We start from the raw sequence: 18,088 nt of genomic DNA on the forward strand, positions 1-18,088 counted from the left end.
TAGGCATCGCACGGAGCGAACTCAAGCAGGTGTTGCGTCCGAACGCAGTTGCGTGCGTTCACGTTCCAGACATAGCGCGCAGATCAGCAACGGCCCGTTTTGGACTTCGCCTCGGCGCACCGCCTCCATCAGCACGTCAAAGCTGATGACAATCGACCGGATGTCTTCCGCCTCCGAGGCCAAACCGCCATGCCCTGCGGCATCATCGGGCAAATCAGCAAGGCCGATATAGCAATAGAGATACTCGGTGAGCGCCCCTGGTGACGGGTAGAAATTGGCGGCTGGAAGCAGTTTCGACAGCGCCACGCCGGTTTCTTCAAGCGCCTCACGGCGGGCGGCAGCTTCCGCAGTTTCACCCCCGTCGATCCGGCCCGCAACAGCTTCAAGGCACCAAGGGTTCAGATCCCCGCGCGCATAGGGCGCTGGACGGAACTGCTCGACCAGCAAAACCGTGTCACGCACCGGATCATAAGGCAGCACCACAACCGCATCGACCGCCACAAACACGGTCCGGTCAACAACGTTTTCTCCGCCGTCAAATCGGCGGTGGCGCAGCGACAGATCATCAACAGCAAAGAACTTTGAATACGGACGATGCCGCGCCTCCAGCACGACGTCCTCACGTGTAAACCCTTGGCGCAATGTGTTTGCCACAGGGTCGGTGACCGCATTCACCCGAGCCTGCGCCCGAGACCGGATCGGCCCCAGCAGCGGCATCAAGTCCGAAACGGAAACCGCGCCGAACAACCCCATAATCTCGCGTGCAGCCTCCCGCGTCATCGGGCCTTGAGTGGCCTGCCAGTGCGCTAAACTCCACGGCGTACCGCGCTCATAGAGGTTTTCAGCGGGCCTGTAGAGCCGCGCCGCGCGGCCATCTGCCAGCACAACCGGGTCCAAATAATAGCCATACGGCGCTTCGTAGTAATCCAGCCGCGCCACCTGCTCGTCGGTCAGGTTTTGTAACAGCAGCCCTTCCGCCTGATCGCCTTTGATAGGCAAAAGCAGCGGAAAGGTCTCTCCGGCGGCCGCGAAAACGCCGTGGTCTTGCAACGCCACGGGTTGCGCATCTGCCACAGCGCCTATGACGGCTTGAAGCAGTTCGGGATCCCTTAGGGTGCCGAAAACAACGATGTCGGTCGGGATATTCGCTTGGCTCACGCGATCACTCGAACTTGCGATGCGCCCACTCGGAGGCGATGCCGCCGAAGAAGCCGCCGATCACCAAAGTCGCCAGTACGAACGGGTTCAGCAAAAGCAAACCGTATTCGAGCATTAACGCAAACACATCAACCAAGGCTTCCATCGGGCCGTCATATTGCAGGCGGCGCGACTTTTTGATCATCAGAGCGACAGCGAAAATAAACGTGACTGATACCGTAGATAAAACAACAACATACAAGCCGTTGTTCATGCTCGCGCCATAGTTTTTACCAACCAGCTTGCCCATCACGCGCCAGCCGACAACCAAAGGAACACCAACACAAACGGGCAACAACCATTTCAACGGTTGCCCTTCAGGAAGGGTCGGCCGGATGAATTCTGCCACCAAATATCCGGTGACAGCAAAAATGACGCCGGCAACAAGTTTCGCTGCGGTGGGCATCTTGGCAGTGGTGGTCATTTTAGAAACTACTCGGTTTTTTTCATGGTGATCTGCGTCACATCGCAGTTTCCACTCCAAAACGTAGCGGCGCAAGAGGTCAGATAGAAATTCCACATATTGCGGAACCGCTGATCAAAGCCCAAAGCCGCGACCTCCTCCCATCTGCCGTTGAATGTGTCGTGCCAGATCCGCAGGGTTTTCGAGTAGCTTTCTCCAAATTCAATAGATCCGACCAGCTCCAGTCCCGCCCGATCAATCTGTTGTCGCAGAACCGAGGGGCATGGCAACATACCACCCGGGAAGATGTACTTCTGGATGAAATCCACCTGACGGTTATAGACCTCCCAGCGGCGATCCTCGACTGTGATGATCTGCAAGGTGGCACATTTTCCGGGCTTCAGGCGGTCGCGGATCGTGTCGAAATAGACAGGCCAGTATTTCTCGCCCACAGCTTCAAACATTTCGATAGAGGCAATGCCGTCATACTCGCCGCGTTCGTCGCGGTAATCCTGCATCTTGATCTCAACGAGATCACTTAGGCCCGCCTTCGCAACGCGCTCCACTGCGTAATCATGCTGCTCTTGGCTAATTGTCAGGCCCGTGACCTTGATCCCTTTGCGAGCGGCATGTTCCGCAAATCCGCCCCAGCCGCAGCCAATTTCAAGCACGTGGTCGCCCGCTTGCGCGCCCATCTGCTCGAGCATCGACGCATACTTGTTCTCTTGGGCCTGCTCGTGGCTTTCATCGCCTTTGAACAATGCTGAGCTATAGCTCATCGTTTTGTCCAGCCACAGCGCGTAAAACTCGTTTCCCAGATCGTAGTGGTAGGAGATATTCTTGCGCGCTTGGGTTTTGGAATTGCGTTGCATCCAAAAGCGCATTTTCTCATAGGCCCGCACCAAGCCCAGCCCGGGGAAGCCGTCATAGACCTCCTCGTTATCTGCGTGCATGAGGTCCATGAAGGCCTGCAGGTCCGGTGTCGTCCACCAGCCGTCCAGATAGGCATCGCAAAATCCCAAATCCCCTTCGCGGATCAGGCGGGCGAACAGATCATTGTTGTGAATGTCGATCTCGGCACAAATGCCAGCCTCGCGGCCTTCCGCGCGGAACACCCGTCCATCCGGCAGCTTCATATCCAGCCGCCCCGCCCGCATTTTCTGCGCAGTCGAAAACGCCTGTGCAAAGTACCGCGGCAGATGACTGTGACCTTGCGTGTGCGTCAGCACCTCTTGGGTCATAACCTCGCCTGTGAGAGCATTCATGCCCTGCCTCCCAAACTAAGACACTCTTAGAATTTTGACAGATAGCCCGAAATTTCTCAAGTAAAGCAACAGGGTCGTGTTTCTTCGTGAGATTTTACTGCGCTCTACTCGTCGCGCTGCTGATAGGCGTCCAATGCACGCTGCCGCCCCTCGTCCAAAGCAACAACGGGTTTGGGATAGTCGTCACTGATCGCCATGTTCCACGACTTCGGAATAGCTGCAAAATAGTCCTCGGCCTCTGCGCCATGATTGGCGAAAAGCTCCCCCAGATATCGCGCGCGGTAACTGCGGTCCTCGTCGAACTTCTCGGCCTGCGTCGCCGGGTTGAACACCCTGAAATAGGGTGTCGCATCGGGGCCGGATCCCGCAGACCACTGCCATCCCATTGCATTAGAAGCCGGATCCCAGTCGATCAGGCAGTCATCGAACCACGCCTGCCCCACTTTCCAATGGGTCATCAAATGTTTGGTCAGGTAAGACGCCACAATCATCCGCCCGCGGTTGTGCATGTAACCGGTGACATACATCTCGCGCATGGCGGCATCGACCAATTGAATGCCCGTGCGCCCCTGTTTCCACGCTTTCACCTCGGCGGCGCGCTCGTCATCTTTCCACGGAAATGCGTCCCATTCCTCGCGCCAGTTCTGGTCGATAATGCGCGGAGTGTGGTAGGCCAGATGATAGGCAAATTCCCGCCAGACCAGCTCTTTCAGGAAGGTTTCTGCCCCGGACTTGCCGTCATGCAGTGCCCGCCATCCGGCGTGCCAGCACCGTCGGGGCGAGATTTCGCCATAGGTCAGATTCTCCGACAGCATGGAGGTGCCGCGCTCCGCCATCTGATCGCGGGCGTCCTTGTATCCGGCAATGCGGTCCCGAATGAACGTGGCCAGCCGGGTAGAGGCTTCCTGCTCCCCGACCGCCACATGCTTGCCGACAATATCCGCGCCGCGATTCATTGCAGCGCCCATTTGCCAATCTTCAATGTCGTCCGAGGCGGGCCATGTGCTGGGCGCGCATAGTTCGCTCACCGCCGAGATGTCCGCCGCAAGCTCCCGCCCGCGCACGGATTTCCACATCGGGGTGAAGACCTTGTAAAAGCCCCCTGTCTTGGTCTCCACCGACCAAGGTTGGAACAGCAAATGCCCCCTGAAACTCTGCGCGTCGATCCCGTCATCTTTGAGCGCCTCTTTTACGCCTGTGTCCCGCGCGATCGCGGCAGGGTCATAGGCGCGCGACCACCAAACGGCCCCTGCCCCTGTCTGCGCGATCAGATCGCGCAACACGTCCAGCGCCTTGCCACGCCGCAAGATCAGTTTGGAGCCGATCCCTTCCAGCGTTCCTGCAAAATGCTCGACCCCGAGACCTAACCGCCATTTGGGCGCGGCGCCGTGGGTCTCAACAACCTCGTCGTGGATGAAAACAGGAATAACGGGGCGTCCCGTGGCGGCAGCGGCACTCAGGCCTTCATGGTCACCCAGACGCAAGTCACGGCGGAACCAGAACAGAATTGGTGTATCACTCATAGAACGTGATCTAGCGCCTCAATCAGCCGGTCAACCTCTGCTTTTGAAGTATAGTGCACAAAAGACAAGCGCAGCACGCCAAGATCCATATCCACACCCATCGCCCCCAGCGGACGCTGCGCATAGAAATCACCGCCGCCCGCCATGATACCGTGCGGTGCCAATTGCGCTGCGGCCTCTTCGGCGTTCGCTTGCAGCGCCAGCGCAACGGTCGGTGCTCGTGACGCCGCCTGTTCAGGCCCGATCAAACGGACCGAGTTCTTGGCCGATGCGTAGTCGAGCAGCGGTTGCAGCACCTCATGCTCATGGGCTTGCATCAAATCATGCACCGCCGCTCCTTTTACGGATGGTGCAGCGTCTCCGCCGACGTGGTGCGCATAAAGGGCGTCAATGTAATCCGCCATACCTGCGCTGGCGGCGACTTGCGCATGATCCGGCCCCGCGGGTGTGAAGCGCTTGTAGAGGCTGTCACCGTTGAAATGGTGGCCCTGATTAGGCAGCTTGAACCCCAGATCGCGGCGGATCACCATGATGCCCTGATGCGGCCCGTAAGTCTTATAGGCCGAGAACAGATAGATATCCGCGCCCAGCTTGCCCACGTCGGGCAACCCGTGTGGCGCATAGGAGACGCCATCGACGCAGGCGACCGCGCCAGCCTGATGGATGATCTTGCAGATCGCAGCGACATCGTTGATCTCCCCCACCACATTGGAGCAATGCGGGAATGCCACCACCCGCACTTTGTCGTCTAACAGGTTCGCCAGATCGGCGGGGTCCAGATGCCCTGTCTCGGGATTGATCTTCCATTCGCGCATCTCGAATCCGCGCTCTGCCAGTCTGCGCCAAGGGCCGGAATTCGCCTCGTGATCCTGATTGGTCACGATGAACGCATCGCCGGGCTGCATCCATTGCCCGAAGGCCTGCGCCAGAACGTATGTGTTCTGGGTGGTCGACGGCCCGAAAGACAGCTCGTCCGTATCAACCCCCAGAATGGCCGCCAGACGGACCCGCGCCTCGTCCATTTCGCTACCACCAAGGGTCGACGCCTCGTAAGGGGCATAGGGCTGCACTTTGCGCTCCGTATAGAACCGGTGCAGCCGGTCAATAACATGCCGGCAAGTGTAAGAGCCGCCTGCGTTTTCAAAGAAAGCCTGCCCCTTCAACGGGGCAGCGTCGAAAGCCGGGAATTGCGCCCGAACGAATTCAATATCTAGCTTCATATTGCAACATTGGCCTGCCAGTTTTCTAGGTGCAAGCGCCCAATCTGTCGTCATTGGGCGGAATCGCACCGCATTCAGGCGTTGCGACATTCTGTCACCAGCCTAGGCTCTCGCCATGATCCGTCACAGAAGGACGGAAAGTCGGGGCGCACAAGATCTCTAAGAACAACAGACTGAATGCCCCGCCCAAAAAAGGACAGGGAAACATGAGTATCAAACCACCCTTCACCGACTTAGACATCAGGACCGCTGATGGCGGCTTCTACCACGGAAACAGTGTTCCAATCGCCTTGATCTCCAAAGGGATCATGGTCGCTTTGGTGTTGTGGGCATTGGTCTTTCCGGGCAATGCCAACAGCACGCTTGGCAGTTGGAACAGCCTCATACTCGCGGGCTTCAACTCATTCTACGTCATAATCACGGGGCTGTTCTTCTTCTTCCTCGCGATCATCGCAATCATTCCGTCAACGGGCAGCCGCGTCATGGGCGCGCCCGGAGAAAAGCCGGAGTTTTCGAATTTCTCTTGGTTCTCGATGATGTTTGGCGCCGGTCTGGGCGTCGGCCTCATGGTCTTCGCAACCGCCGAGCCGCTGGGTCTTTGGGGCTCCAACCCTGTCGTGCTGGCAGGCGACGTTCCGGCCAATTCGGAGGAAGCATTGCAATCGGCTTATCGCTATACGTTCCTGCACTACGGCTTCCATGCTTGGGCAATCTACGTCATCACCGGGCTGAGCCTTGCCTATTACGCCTACACGCGCGACATGCCATTGACGATCCGCTCGGCTCTGACACCGTTGTTCGGCAGTGCGATGAACGGTTTCTTGGGCCATGTCGTCGACGTGCTTGGTGTTGTTGCGACGATCCTTGGCGTGTCCGTGACGATCGGTTTTGGGGTCAGCCAGTTCATTGACGGGGTCTACGCGATCACCGGAATGGAGTGGATGATGAATATGGAGGGCGACGCCCCAGCACCGGGCAAAGTTGGCCTAGTCGCTGGCCTTGTCGTGATCATGGCCATGTCGATCATCTCGGCGGTGTCGGGTGTGGGCAAAGGCGTTAAGTATCTTTCCAACCTAAACTTGGTCCTCTCGTTGATCTTGCTGCTGGTGTTCATCGTGTTCGGATCGTTCACCTTCGCATTGTCGACTTATGGCGCGGCCTTCATCGACTACATCTTGAACTTCGTGCAACTGTCCTTCGGCGCCTATGGGCCGCAATCGGCTGAAGCGTTTGCAGCCGCGTTGCCAGACGCCGCCAAACCCCTGGCCGGTGATCTGATGGCTGGGGCGACGAATGCTTGGGGCTCTTTCGACGGGTTTAAATCCGGCCTTGAAGGGGCTGCGGCAGAGCTGCCAGACGATGTTCTGGCTGCGGCCTATGAGGCGGGCAACCAAGGTCGCCAGTTCGGCTGGCAATCCGGGTGGTCAACCTTCTATTGGGCTTGGTGGATCGCGTTTTCGCCATTCGTGGGTCTGTTCCTTGCGCGCATCTCCAAAGGCCGTTCGGTACGTGAGTTCATCATCGGTTGCGTCATCGCGCCGTCGCTGGTGTGCTTTGCATGGATGACCATCCTTGGCGGCACTGCGATCGACCTAGAGCTTACAGGTGGCGCAGATGGTGCCATCATCGGAGCCTCCAACACCGCCAAGCTGTTCGTCACACTGAGCGAGATGATCTCCGGCGGGTTCTTGTCTGCCATCACCATCATGTGTGTGGTTCTGATCATGACCTTCCTCGTGACCTCTGCCGACTCTGGCATCTTGGTGATGAACACCATCATGTCCGGCGGCGCACAGGAAACCGGCATCAAGCACCGCATCGTTTGGGGCGTCATCCTGACCTTGGTGATCGGCACATTGCTGCTTGCTGCGGGGGACAACAACCCGATGGATGCATTGCGCAACGCGATGATTATCGGCGCGCTTCCGTTTACAATGGTCATGGGGCTAATGATGATCTCGTTGACAAAGGCGCTATACCGCGACGGCAAGCGCGACAAGTTCGCCGCAGGAAGTCAGCCGGCGGAGTAAACAATCAGACGGCCACAAATAGAAACGGCGCCCAGATCGGGCGCCGTTTTGCGTTCTTCGGATGCGGTGGTCTACGCGTTGACGTCAACTACAACGCGACCCTTCACCTGCCCCTTGAGGATGTCCTTGCCCAGTTGCGGCAAATCCGAAAGCGTCGCGGGCTGAACCATGGCCTCCAGCTTGTCCATCGGCAGGTCTTTCGCGATCCGCTGCCACGCCCGCAGGCGGTTGTCATAGGGCTGCATCACGCTGTCGATCCCCAACAGGTTCACCCCACGCAGCAGGAATGGAATGACCGTCGCAGGCAGGCCAGCCCCGCCCGCGAGACCCACGGCCGAAACGGACGCGCCGTATTTCATCTGTCCGAGCAACCGCGCCAGCATCTCGCCGCCCACGGCATCGACGCACCCGCCCCAGGTTTCCGCTTCAAGCGGACGTTTGGTGGTCTCGTTAATCTCGTCACGCGCTACGATCTGTGTCGCGCCGAGACTTTTGAGATAATCCGCTGTTTCTGGCCGCCCCGTCACTGCAGCAACCTCATGGCCAAGATTGGCCAAGATGGCCGTCGCCACGGAGCCAACGCCCCCAGCAGCCCCCGTCACCAATACGGGCCCGTCTTTGATGCCGTGATCTTCCAGCGCCATCACCGCCAACATCGCGGTGAAGCCAGCGGTGCCAACCGCCATGGCCTGACGCGTGTCCAACCCTTTGGGCAATGGCACCAGCCAATCCGCCTTTACGCGGGCCTTCTGGGAGTAGCCGCCCCAATAGGCCTCGCCCACGCGCCAGCCGGTCAGAACAACCTTGTCGCCGGGCTTGTATCGGTCGTCATCGGACGTCTCAACGGTCCCCGCAAAGTCGATGCCAGGCACATGAGGATAATTGCGCACCAAGCCACCGCCCGGCCCGATGCACAGACCGTCTTTGTAGTTCACCGTGGAGTATTCCACGGCAACAGTAACGTCTCCTTCGGGCAAGCGGTCCTCGCCGATGCTTTGGACGGAGGCGCTGGTTTTGCCCTCTTCATCCTTCTCGACGATCAGTGCGTTAAACATATGCTCTCTCCATTATATCCAGAATTCTTCGTGAACCGTCGCCATGCGCGGCCCGTCTTGTGTTTCCACCTGTATTTGCGTGCCTTCGTCCCAGTGGGTCATGCGGACCATGCCGATGGCGACATTGGTGTTGAAATCAGGGCTTTTCGCTGCCGAGGTCACCTGCCCGATCACCTTGTCCTTTGCGGTGATCTTCCAAAGCCGGTCGCAGGGGGGCAACTCGCCCTCGATGCTGATCGCGCGGATTTGTTTGACAGGCCCCTCTTTGGCCACCCTGAGCAGCGCATCGCGCCCGACACAGCCGATCGCCGTCTGCGTTGAACAGAACCGCCCCAAACCACATTCATGCGGGGTGTTGTCGCGTGTCATGTCGTTGCCATAGGACAGCAGCCCGCCTTCGACCCGCTCGATCAAGTTTGGACAGCCCGCATGGACGTCCAGATCCTTGCCTGCCTCCATCAGCGCGTTCCAAAGCGGCATGCCGTTTTCGGCCCCTTCGACGTAGATTTCGAATCCGCCTTGCTTGGAGTAACCCGACCGCGCCACGAGCATCTGCTGGCCTTGGAAGTCGAAATAGCCATAGCGGAAAAAGCGCAGATCTTTGACACCGTCTCCAAAGACCCGCGCCGCCAGTTCATCGGCCTTCGGCCCTTGGATCGCAAGGGGGGAGACATCCGGCTCGTCCACGATCACATCTAGATGAAAGGCGTAGGCTATCCCCTTGACCCAAAGCAACATATCGCTGTCGGCAATGGACACCCAATAGCGGTCATCCGACAGCATAAGCGCTACGGGATCGTTCAGCATCCCGCCCGTTTCGTCCACTGTGGGCACGTAGTAGCACATGCCCGGCAGCATCCCGCGCAGATCGCGGGGCGTCAGCATTTGCATCAAGCGGCCCGCATCCGGCCCGCGCAGCTCTACTTGCCTCTCACACGCCACGTCCCAGACCTGAACGGCCGATTTCAGATGGTGGTAATCCTCGACAACCGAACGGAACACCGTCGGCAACAGCATATGGTTATAAACCGTGTAACCTTTGACGCCCGCTGCCTCGACCCCGTCAGAGAACGGCGTTCGGCGCACGCGGCGCGATGGTGCGATAGTGGCCATGTTCAAAGCCCTCCTCTCAGGCTGCGCTTGCAATCAACGGGTCCTTGGCCCGTGCGACTGAACGCGGTGACGCCGCAAACGGCACATTGATAGTCTTCCAGCGCCCCTTTGGCGTCGCCCGTTGCTTTCCATTTGCAAGGTTTACGCCTGAACAGGGAGTCGAGCCGAAACGCGACCTCATCCCCTGCGCGTCGGCGCCCCCAACTCCACCAGACAAAGCCCGCGACTGCCAGCACTGCTGCCAGAACAACTGGCATCAATCGTCATCCGGCAAAAACACCAGATCTGTATCACCGGGCGTGTGACCCGCCGCTGTCATCATCGCGTGGATCTGCCCGCGATGATGGGTCTGGTGGTTGAAGAAATGCGACACACACATGGCTACCGGCTTGCTGATTTCGCGATCAGCCACAACCGAATGATAGGTCAAAGGGCCAATCAGGCTGACCTGAGACAGCCCCGCCACCCACCGGTTGATATGTGCATCGGTGCGCATTCGGTCATCGAAGTAAAGTTGCAAGTTGTCATGTAGTTGCGCGCTTTCCGCAGCGGTTTCACGAGGCGCGAACCCACCATCAAAGCGCGACATCCAAAGCCGGTCCGCCCACAGCAAATGGTTCGCCGTCCCGAAGATCGAGCCAAAGAACGCCTTGCGGTCCCGCGTCAGATCTGCGGGCTTAAGGGATTTCATCACATCCATCTGCCCGCGGTTCTGCCACGCATTGTAGCGGGCCATCATGCGGCAATATTCAACAGTAATCATTTTGGCGCAGGCCCTCCCCAATCGATCTGGCAAATCTCGGCGGAGCGACCGTCAAAGTCCCAGACGCGTCCGTAAGCCCGCACTTTGCCTTTGTTTGCAGTCGCCACGGTGATGTCCGGCCCCATCCAGTATTCGGTGTTGGTGATCACCATGTCCTTGCCGTCTTTGCCGGACACGGGCACAACTTCGCCTTGGATCTTCTTGCCAACCATCAGGCGGCGCGCGTTGCCTTCAGTGGTGAAGGACACCGGCGCGCGCTCGGCCCCAAGGAACTCCCCGACCAACATGCTGAACAGGCCGGTTGTGCCACGTGCGGCCCCCGATAAAATCGCGACCAGACCGTCATAAGCCGCCTCGGACACCTGATCGTCGATGTAGGCCGCAGCTTTCCAGTTGCCGCGCCCCATGTTGCCAGGAATGTCCATCAACATGCCAACAGCCGTGCCGGACAGGTCTTCGTCGCCGTAATGGCCTTCGTCGATGCGAATGCCCAACCACGCCTGGCAATAGCCCTCGGTGGGCGGATGTTTGCCCAGCGACACGACGCAGGGGCAAAACACCGTGCAGTTACAGTTGAGAATAAGCTCGCCCTTGATGTTCCACGGAACAGTCCCAAGCTCTTGCGCGTCTAACGCCATGGTAGTTTCCTTCCCTTAAATCGCAGTCATGAGAGTCCACGCCCCTGCCATCAGCAAGAGCCCCCCCAGTGGTTTCGTTATATAGCGCCCCAGATCAGGCAGTTTTTCAACCACCATGATCAGTGTCGCGAGCCCCATGAAGCCGACGCTCATCACGCCGCCGACAAAGGCCAAAAGCATCAACGCCCAGCAGCATCCCAGACAGACCAAGCCCAAACGCACGCCATTCCGCCACGGGCCTTCGTCAAAATGCTGCATGAAAAAGGTCATCGGTTGGCGACATTTGCTCAGGCAAGCCTCTTTCAGGGTCGAGAACTGGTACAGCCCCGCCATAACAAGCAAAGCGCCGGACAACACGCCGGACAGACTGTCGCCGAATGTTCCGATCAATCCCGCCTGAAACAGCGCCATTTGCAGCCCTGCCGCAAGGATCGAAAAGCCGAACCAGACGGCCAGATAGCCCGACACCAAAGTCCCGAAATGCGCGCGGTCACTCACATGGGTCAGATCGTCATAAGTCGCCAAGGCAGGCAAGATTGTGGGGGCCATCATCGCTGCGGACATCAAACACCACATCAAGATCATGCGCAGGAAGCCAGCCGCATCAGGCGTAATGGTGCAAAGCGCGATCCAGAAATCACGGCCATAGACTTGTTCGAGCAGACGCATCTCGGCGGGCACGGACATCGCATAAAGCGCAGCCCAAGAGGCCAGTATAAGTCCAAAGAGCACGAGCCAGTGCGCTCCAGACATTGCTCTGATCCTATCTGACCACATGCGCGTTGCGACTCCCCCACGACCTGTTAGGTTAAGGTGTCAGACTTTTATATGTCTGACAATTGAATTTGACGCGAGACAGATGAAAAACCCTTCTACTCCACAAGGCGATCTATCCGCCCAGATCGCAGGCTCCATCCGCGACGCCATTATCGCGGGCGAGTTGATCGTAGACGCCCGCCTCCCCTCCGAGGCGGAGCTTGCAGAACAGTTCAACGTCTCCCGCCCCACCGTGCGCGAGGCGCTGAAGCGGCTGGCCGCACAAGCATTGATCCGCACGCAGCGTGGCGCGACGGGTGGCGCCTTCGTCAACCATCTGACCTACCCCGACGCCTATGCACAGCAGATCACCACCTCGACACTTCTTTTGTCGATGAATGAGGTGTCCTTTGCCACCGCCTGTGAAGCTCGGTTCGCGCTGGAACGGGCCTGCACCCTTCTGTCCGCCGAACGTCGCAGCGCCGACCATCTGGCCACCATGCGTGCCGAGATATTCCGCCAGTCCCAACCCGGCCTCAGCGACGAGGCGTTTTGCGCCTCCGATGTCGCCTTCCACCGTGCACTAGTCGACGGTGCGCAGAATCCTGTGATGTCCTACCAGTTGGCCGGCGCTGTCGAGGCGATGCAACCCTTGATGAACATGATCACTTTCACAGCAAGATCGCGCGAACGGATCGTCGCTCTGCACGGCCAAATCGCCGATGCGCTGGAAGCCCAGAACGCCGCCCAAGCCGACGCGGCCCTGCTGGCGCTGGAGACCTACACCATTTCGCTTGCGAAGGATGTGATGGACGCCCGGGCCCACCGATAATGCGGTGAGTTTACCGCTTGCCGCCCCTCGATAGCTCGCCTAGGCTCCGATCCCAGTATCGCCTTTATCCATCTGGGAGACTTCAACAAATGAACCGCCTGACCAAACTGCTGGGCACCGCAGCCCTTACCTTGGCCTCAACCGCAGCTTTCGCTGCCGACCCTGACCTTTTGGTCTTTGACTGGTCCGGCTTCGAGGAAGAAGGCTTCTTTATCAATTACGCTGCAAAGCACGGCTCCGGCCCGACCTACGCGTTCTTCGGTGAGGAGGAAGAAGCTTTTCAGAAACTGCGCTCCGGCTTTAAGGCAGACATCGCACATCCATGCTCCCAGTCCATCGAGAAATGGTTTCAGGCTGGCCTGCTGGAACCTTGGGACATTTCCAAAGTGCCAAGCTACGCGACACTGGCAGAGAACTACCGGACCGATCCGACATTCGTCCGCGACGGTGCCGTCTATTTCATTCCGACCGATCTGGGCATGACGGGCATTGCCTACAACGCCGATGAGATCAAACCAGAGCAGGTCGCCTCGCTCGAAGTCTTTACCGACCCTGAAATGTCTGGACGCACCTCGCTGCCGGATAACGTCGAGGATTCCTACGCGCTGGCCTATCTCGCGACCGGCACTTCTGACTGGACCAAAGCCACGGAGGAAGATTTCAAGAAAGCCTCCGAATGGTTGCGCAAGGCCCATGCAAACGCCCGCGCCTATTGGGCAGACGGTGCAGAGCTGGCTCAGCTTATGGCTACCGGCGAAGTGCTGATTGCTTGGTCGTGGAACGAAACGCCGGTGCAAATGGTCGGCGACGGCTACAATATCGGGTTCGAGCGTCAGGCCAAAGAAGGCTCGTCCGCTTGGTTCTGTGGCTACGTGAACCTCAAAGACGGTCCCGGCTCCGAAGAGAAAGCCCATGATTTCATCGAGAGCTTCCTGTCGCAGGAAACAGCCGACTACATCGTCAACGAATGGGGCTACGGTCACTCCAACACCACCGCGATGGGCAGCTTCAGCGAAGAAACCCTGACCGAAGTGGGACTGAACCAGATCACTGCCCCGCAGCTGCAACAGCTGCCGATGGACATTTCTCTGCGTGAAATGATGATCAAGGAATTCGAGCGCATCAAAGCCGGTTTCTAAGCCGTTTCAAGACCTCGGAGCGTGGCTGTGCAAGCATGGCCCGCTCCTTCTTGTGCCCTAAAACAGTATGTCGTCGCCCGAAAAGCCCGTGCTGCTGTCATGGCCCTGCAAAACGATCTGACTGCCATCGGGCATGGTCAATTGCACAAACCCCTCCGCAGTGAACCCGACGCTTAAGGCTGAGGCATCCGTCGCGTAGCCCGTCAGGTCGACCTTGTCGACGCGGCTGACGAAATCCGTGATGACATCATGGCCCGACCCGGGCGCAAAGATGAAATGGTCCGCACCGCCGCCGCCCGTTAGAACATCGTCACCCGCTCCGCCAACCAGATTGTCGGACGTGTGAAGCCCTTCCAAAAGGTCGTCGCCTGGCGTCCCGACGATGTCCAAGCCACTTTCCAACTCGCCCTCGTAGAACATGATGTCCGTCTCGTCGTTGAACTGGCTTCCAGAGGTAACGCCACGCAGCAGCACCTCGTCGCCCTGCCCGACCAGCAAGATCAACTCGCCTTCGGCCGACATCCGATATCCCAATTCGGCGCGGCGGATGCCAAGATAGCTCAGGTCCAGCACGTCTTCACCGGTCATGAAGTCTTCGATCACGGTCAACGGGCTGTTCGGCATAATCACAAAGCGGTCGTTGCCCGCCCCACCCGTGAGGCTGTCCTGCCCCCCATGGCCGATGAGCAGATCGTTGGTGTCACCGCCGACCAACACATCATCAAGAACGTTGCCCGCCACGACCTGCCACTCAAGATCAGACGGCGATGCGATCATCGCGCTCAGCGTGGCGCCCGTGTAGACATAGGCAGCCCCCGCCGACTCCAGATCGCCGACATCGGTGAACGGCGCACCGACGATCATGTCGCCAAGCCCGTCGCCGTCGATGTCGCCTGCGCTCCAGACGGAAAAACCGAAGGCGCTGCCTTGGTCCGGGCTCTCCAAGATCAAAGCGGGATCTTCGGACAACCCGTCCGCCGCGCCCAAATAGACATAAATCCGGCCGGAAAACGACGACGCCCCCGGTGCTCCGACCGCAAAGTCGTCAAACCCGTCGCCGTTGATGTCGCCCAGTCCCGTGACGTAATTGCCGAAGAACGACAGAGTGTGTTCCCCACGTAGCACCAGCGCTGGCTCCTCAAGCAACCCGTCGGCAGAGCCGAAGAAGACCATTGCCGCGCCGGATTTCGCGATACCGCTAGGGTCATCTGCCAGCCGTGCGCCCGCAATCACGTCGTCGAACCCGTCCCCGTTTATGTCACCGGCGGAGGCAAAGCTGCGTCCCAGATCAGCACCACGGTCGCCCATATCCCATGTCCAGTCAGGCGTGGTGTTCAATCCGTTCTCACCGCCGTAATAGACAAACAACCGCCCTTCCGGCCCTTCGCCTGCATCAAACTTCGGTGCGCCGGCGATTACGTCTGCGTAGCCATCGCCATTGATGTCGCCACCCGCCCCCGCAGCCCAGCCAAGCCCGGCCCCGACGCCTCCGCCAAGTCCGACCCAATCGTGATGATTTGATGGCCCATCGACGCCACCTGAATACAGGATAATCCCGCCTTCATTCTCGAACATGATGTCGTGGAAGTAGCCTCCGACCAGCAAATCGTCGAACCCGTCCCCGTCAGTATCCCCGACGCCGCCCACAGCCCGCGCGAACCGGTCGCCAAATTGCGGCGAGGTCACCGACCAGTCAGGCGTGGCCGATGGCCCATTTACGCCACCAAAGAACACATAAGCAGAGCCCGGAACCATGTCTGAGGGTCGATTGGAAAAGGTCGGTGCACCGACAACAATGTCATCAAAGCCGTCACCATTCAGATCACCCGCCGAGCGGACGGAGCGTCCGAAATTGGCAAGTGGCATGTCGTGTTGATAGTGCCAGTCAGGCGTTTCGGACAGCCCGTCAGCGCTGCCGAAAAAAACGTAAGCCCCGCCGGGCGCACCTGCGGCCCCTTCCTGATAGGCGCCCACAACCACGTCGTCATAGCCGTCGCCGTTCACATCTCCAGCGGTTGCAACTTCAATCCCTAATTCGTCGGTGCTGGCCTGTCCTGTAAAGGCCCAATCCGGCTGAACAATCACTGCAACCCTCCAAAAGCTTAAAAAACCGTTAACTATTGGATCAGCATTCCCGCACTTGGCCTTCAAAACAAGGAAAAATTTAAGAAGTGCGGAACGAGGGTGGTTTCAAAGACTTAGGATGAGCAATTGCAACCGCAGCCTGTCCCTCCTATATATTAGAGGTCCTTCGGGACTATGGACATAAACGCGCTCGTAATAAGCGGATCGGACCCGGGGGCGGTACCCGGCGACTCCACCAACACTCCCTCGTTTGGGGATCATGGGGTCGAAATAGGATCGACGAACGTCTAAAGGGGTAAGCTTTGTCTCGGTGAGTTACCACCGTTATCGGTACATTCAAGCTAGTTGCAAACGACAACAAAGCTCCAATGGCGATGGCTGCGTAAGCAGTCGGAACTATTGAAAACTTAAGCCCTTAGGCCTAGCAGCTTAAGGCGGGGTTTGCAGGTACCTGGCAACAGAAACCTGCGCTTACCCTCACACCTGAAACGCCTTGCGAAACGCGCCCTCGCCGATGCCGGTAAAGCGCACGATGCGTGTCCCTGTTGGCCGCACGGCCCAGCCTTGCGCGAAGGTGAAATCCAGAATGCCCCGTCCCAGACGCCCAGCCAGATGCGACCGCCGCGCCGACCAGTCGAGGCAGGATTTACACTCGGGACTGCGCGACATTTGGTTCAGTTCGACGCCAAGTGCAGTCATCTCTGCCCGCCCAGCCTCGCTGAGCGTGATACCATCGCCCTCCCCCGTCAGAACGCCGCGCGCGCGCAGGCCGTCGTAAAGCATTACGCCAACCTCGCCCGCCAGATGGTTGTAGCACACCCGCGCGCGGCGCAGCTCTGGATCGCGCGGGCCGGTGCGGGTGCGCAACTGTCCTTTGGCCGCCGCCAACCCCATCAAGGCTTCCAGCACCCCCGCCACATCCGTATCGGCAAGCCGGAAGTAATGATGCCGCCCTTGGCGCTCCCGTGCGATCAATCCGCCCTCTTCCAGACGCGTCAGATGGCCCGACGCAGTTTGCATGGTTACCCCCGCTTCAGATGCCAACTCGCCCGCCGTCAGGGCTTTGCCACTCATCAAGGCGGCGAGCATGTTGGCGCGACCGGGATCTCCGATCAAGCTGGCGATACGGGCAATGTCGGGGCCGTCTTTCATAATGCGCACTCCATAGTTCGGGACAGACCGAACCATGAGCAACAGAGATTTGCAAGTACAGTTCGGCCTGTAACGAACTATCCAAGCACACCGAACAGCTATGAAGGGTCAGCACCAAAGGAGACACCCCCATGCTGACTTGCTTCATCCGCTACCAGATCGACCCCACCAAACGCGCCCAATTCGAGCAGTATGCCCGCAATTGGGGCCAAGCCATCCCGCGCAACGGGGCGGACCTGATCGGGTATTACGCACCTCACGAAGGCTCCTCCACGCTGGCTTATGGGGTCTACAACATCCCGTCCTTGGCTGAATACGAGGCCTACCGCGCGAGGCTTGCCGCCGATCCCTTGGGCCGTGAGAACTATGAGTTCGCCCAATCCGAAAAGTTTATCTTGCGCGAGGACCGCACCTTCCTGAAGCTGGCCAGCACACCCCATGGGAGCCGCACATGATCGCCGTCATCTTCGAAGTCACCCCCGCCGAGGGCAAGAAAGACGCCTATTTGGACATCGCCGCGGGCCTGCGGCCGCTGCTGGAGGAGGTAGACGGGTTCATATCTGTCGAACGGTTCCAGTCCATCACCGATCCAAGCAAAATGCTGTCCCTCAGCTTCTTTCGCGACGAAGAGGCTTTGGCAAACTGGCGGTCACTGGCGGAACACCGCGCGGCGCAAAACGCAGGCCGTAGTGGCATCTTCGAGAACTACCGACTGCGCATCGGGTCTGTCATCCGAGATTACGGGCTGGACGAGCGGCGCGATCAGGCTCCCGCCGACAGCAACGCGGCGCATGGATGCCCTTACCGCCCTTGACGGCTTTCGAGCTGCAAGGCACTCTGGCCGCATGGGGACCCCGCGACACCCCGTGAGGCGACAGCCGAAAGTTCGCACCCTTTTGCCACGAAAACACGGGGTG

17 protein-coding genes and 1 other RNA gene are annotated in these 18,088 nt (G+C 59.0%); 6 read left to right on the top strand and 12 right to left on the bottom strand.

Annotated elements, in window-relative coordinates; all coding sequences use genetic code 11:
- Nucleotides 1–21: 21 nt before the first annotated feature.
- The 5 genes from BM352_RS13370 to BM352_RS13390 form a co-directional block, all read right to left on the bottom strand.
- Nucleotides 22–1,158 (bottom strand): NUDIX domain-containing protein, encoded by a 1,137-nt coding sequence (locus tag BM352_RS13370; RefSeq protein ID WP_090217690.1) that lies wholly within the window; start codon nucleotides 1,156–1,158, stop codon nucleotides 22–24.
- 4 nt (nucleotides 1,159–1,162) lie between these two features.
- On the bottom strand, nucleotides 1,163–1,621 hold the full coding sequence (locus tag BM352_RS13375) for a TrgA family protein (RefSeq protein WP_090217692.1): 459 nt from the start codon (nucleotides 1,619–1,621) through the stop codon (nucleotides 1,163–1,165).
- Nucleotides 1,622–1,629: 8 nt separating this feature from the next.
- Nucleotides 1,630–2,865, bottom strand: coding sequence for an SAM-dependent methyltransferase (locus tag BM352_RS13380; RefSeq protein WP_090217694.1), 1,236 nt, complete (start codon nucleotides 2,863–2,865; stop codon nucleotides 1,630–1,632).
- 104 nt (nucleotides 2,866–2,969) lie between these two features.
- Entirely contained in the window at nucleotides 2,970–4,388 is a 1,419-nt protein-coding gene (locus BM352_RS13385) for a cryptochrome/photolyase family protein (RefSeq protein WP_090217696.1), read from the bottom strand.
- The gene (locus BM352_RS13390) at nucleotides 4,385–5,608 is read right to left on the bottom strand and encodes an aminotransferase class V-fold PLP-dependent enzyme (RefSeq protein ID WP_090220259.1); all 1,224 of its coding nucleotides are present in this window, start codon (nucleotides 5,606–5,608) and stop codon (nucleotides 4,385–4,387) included. Before BM352_RS13390 ends, BM352_RS13385 begins: the two co-directional genes overlap by 4 nt.
- Before the next feature lie 206 nt (nucleotides 5,609–5,814).
- Here BM352_RS13390 and BM352_RS13395 point away from each other — a divergent pair, with 206 nt between their 5' ends.
- The gene (locus BM352_RS13395; RefSeq protein ID WP_090217699.1) at nucleotides 5,815–7,638 is read left to right on the top strand and encodes a BCCT family transporter; all 1,824 of its coding nucleotides are present in this window, start codon (nucleotides 5,815–5,817) and stop codon (nucleotides 7,636–7,638) included.
- 71 nt (nucleotides 7,639–7,709) lie between these two features.
- On the opposite strand, the gene acuI is transcribed toward BM352_RS13395, so the two are convergent.
- The 5 genes from acuI to BM352_RS13425 form a co-directional block, all read right to left on the bottom strand.
- Nucleotides 7,710–8,693, bottom strand: a complete 984-nt coding sequence (acuI, locus tag BM352_RS13400) for an acryloyl-CoA reductase (protein ID WP_090217701.1) — start codon at nucleotides 8,691–8,693, stop codon at nucleotides 7,710–7,712.
- Nucleotides 8,694–8,705: 12 nt separating this feature from the next.
- Nucleotides 8,706–9,806, bottom strand: a complete 1,101-nt coding sequence (locus tag BM352_RS13405) for a dimethylsulfoniopropionate demethylase (protein ID WP_090217705.1) — start codon at nucleotides 9,804–9,806, stop codon at nucleotides 8,706–8,708.
- A gap of 256 nt (nucleotides 9,807–10,062) precedes the next feature.
- The gene (locus BM352_RS13415; RefSeq protein WP_090217710.1) at nucleotides 10,063–10,569 is read right to left on the bottom strand and encodes a DinB family protein; all 507 of its coding nucleotides are present in this window, start codon (nucleotides 10,567–10,569) and stop codon (nucleotides 10,063–10,065) included.
- Nucleotides 10,566–11,207 (bottom strand): DUF1326 domain-containing protein, encoded by a 642-nt coding sequence (locus BM352_RS13420; RefSeq protein WP_090217713.1) that lies wholly within the window; start codon nucleotides 11,205–11,207, stop codon nucleotides 10,566–10,568. Before BM352_RS13420 ends, BM352_RS13415 begins: the two co-directional genes overlap by 4 nt.
- A gap of 15 nt (nucleotides 11,208–11,222) precedes the next feature.
- Nucleotides 11,223–11,960 (bottom strand): DUF2182 domain-containing protein, encoded by a 738-nt coding sequence (locus BM352_RS13425; RefSeq protein ID WP_090217716.1) that lies wholly within the window; start codon nucleotides 11,958–11,960, stop codon nucleotides 11,223–11,225.
- A 106-nt stretch (nucleotides 11,961–12,066) separates the two neighbouring features.
- Between BM352_RS13425 and BM352_RS13430 the strand changes: the two genes are divergently transcribed.
- Both BM352_RS13430 and BM352_RS13435 read left to right on the top strand, forming a co-directional pair.
- On the top strand, nucleotides 12,067–12,795 hold the full coding sequence (locus tag BM352_RS13430) for a FadR/GntR family transcriptional regulator (protein WP_090217719.1): 729 nt from the start codon (nucleotides 12,067–12,069) through the stop codon (nucleotides 12,793–12,795).
- A gap of 89 nt (nucleotides 12,796–12,884) precedes the next feature.
- Nucleotides 12,885–13,934: an extracellular solute-binding protein gene (locus BM352_RS13435; protein ID WP_090217721.1), complete on the top strand. Its 1,050-nt coding sequence runs from the start codon at nucleotides 12,885–12,887 to the stop codon at nucleotides 13,932–13,934.
- A 57-nt stretch (nucleotides 13,935–13,991) separates the two neighbouring features.
- On the opposite strand, the gene BM352_RS13440 is transcribed toward BM352_RS13435, so the two are convergent.
- Complete coding sequence (locus BM352_RS13440) at nucleotides 13,992–16,019, bottom strand: FG-GAP-like repeat-containing protein (RefSeq protein ID WP_175500688.1); 2,028 nt, start codon at nucleotides 16,017–16,019, stop codon at nucleotides 13,992–13,994.
- A gap of 122 nt (nucleotides 16,020–16,141) precedes the next feature.
- Here BM352_RS13440 and ssrA point away from each other — a divergent pair.
- Nucleotides 16,142–16,491: a transfer-messenger RNA gene (ssrA, locus tag BM352_RS13445) on the top strand.
- 5 nt (nucleotides 16,492–16,496) lie between these two features.
- Here ssrA and BM352_RS13450 read toward each other — a convergent pair.
- Nucleotides 16,497–17,171, bottom strand: a complete 675-nt coding sequence (locus tag BM352_RS13450; protein ID WP_090217727.1) for an ArsR/SmtB family transcription factor — start codon at nucleotides 17,169–17,171, stop codon at nucleotides 16,497–16,499.
- Between the two features lie 131 nt (nucleotides 17,172–17,302).
- On the opposite strand from BM352_RS13450, the gene BM352_RS13455 reads away from it, so the two are divergent.
- Both BM352_RS13455 and BM352_RS13460 read left to right on the top strand, forming a co-directional pair.
- Nucleotides 17,303–17,626: an NIPSNAP family protein gene (locus BM352_RS13455; protein ID WP_090217729.1), complete on the top strand. Its 324-nt coding sequence runs from the start codon at nucleotides 17,303–17,305 to the stop codon at nucleotides 17,624–17,626.
- Nucleotides 17,623–17,985 (top strand): antibiotic biosynthesis monooxygenase family protein, encoded by a 363-nt coding sequence (locus BM352_RS13460; protein WP_090217732.1) that lies wholly within the window; start codon nucleotides 17,623–17,625, stop codon nucleotides 17,983–17,985. The genes BM352_RS13455 and BM352_RS13460 overlap by 4 nt, the downstream gene beginning before the upstream one ends.
- Nucleotides 17,986–18,088: the final 103 nt, after the last annotated feature.

It is taken from the genome of Litoreibacter janthinus, from assembly GCF_900111945.1.
Taxonomy (GTDB): Bacteria; Pseudomonadota; Alphaproteobacteria; order Rhodobacterales; family Rhodobacteraceae; genus Litoreibacter; species Litoreibacter janthinus.

Bases quoted from the DNA above. Each gene is read 5' to 3' on its own strand.
- BM352_RS13425 (WP_090217716.1), bottom strand. From the start codon at position 11,960: ATGTCTGGAGCGCACTGGCTCGTGCTCTTTGGACTTATACTGGCCTCT.
- BM352_RS13420 (WP_090217713.1), bottom strand. From the start codon at position 11,207: ATGGCGTTAGACGCGCAAGAGCTTGGGACTGTTCCGTGGAACATCAAG.
- BM352_RS13455 (WP_090217729.1), top strand. From the start codon at position 17,303: ATGCTGACTTGCTTCATCCGCTACCAGATCGACCCCACCAAACGCGCC.
- BM352_RS13435 (WP_090217721.1), top strand. From the start codon at position 12,885: ATGAACCGCCTGACCAAACTGCTGGGCACCGCAGCCCTTACCTTGGCC.
- BM352_RS13375 (WP_090217692.1), bottom strand. From the start codon at position 1,621: ATGACCACCACTGCCAAGATGCCCACCGCAGCGAAACTTGTTGCCGGC.
- BM352_RS13460 (WP_090217732.1), top strand. From the start codon at position 17,623: ATGATCGCCGTCATCTTCGAAGTCACCCCCGCCGAGGGCAAGAAAGAC.
- BM352_RS13380 (WP_090217694.1), bottom strand. From the start codon at position 2,865: ATGAATGCTCTCACAGGCGAGGTTATGACCCAAGAGGTGCTGACGCAC.
- BM352_RS13395 (WP_090217699.1), top strand. From the start codon at position 5,815: ATGAGTATCAAACCACCCTTCACCGACTTAGACATCAGGACCGCTGAT.
- BM352_RS13415 (WP_090217710.1), bottom strand. From the start codon at position 10,569: ATGATTACTGTTGAATATTGCCGCATGATGGCCCGCTACAATGCGTGG.
- BM352_RS13385 (WP_090217696.1), bottom strand. From the start codon at position 4,388: ATGAGTGATACACCAATTCTGTTCTGGTTCCGCCGTGACTTGCGTCTG.
- acuI (WP_090217701.1), bottom strand. From the start codon at position 8,693: ATGTTTAACGCACTGATCGTCGAGAAGGATGAAGAGGGCAAAACCAGC.
- BM352_RS13430 (WP_090217719.1), top strand. From the start codon at position 12,067: ATGAAAAACCCTTCTACTCCACAAGGCGATCTATCCGCCCAGATCGCA.
- BM352_RS13450 (WP_090217727.1), bottom strand. From the start codon at position 17,171: ATGAAAGACGGCCCCGACATTGCCCGTATCGCCAGCTTGATCGGAGAT.
- BM352_RS13405 (WP_090217705.1), bottom strand. From the start codon at position 9,806: ATGGCCACTATCGCACCATCGCGCCGCGTGCGCCGAACGCCGTTCTCT.
- BM352_RS13390 (WP_090220259.1), bottom strand. From the start codon at position 5,608: ATGAAGCTAGATATTGAATTCGTTCGGGCGCAATTCCCGGCTTTCGAC.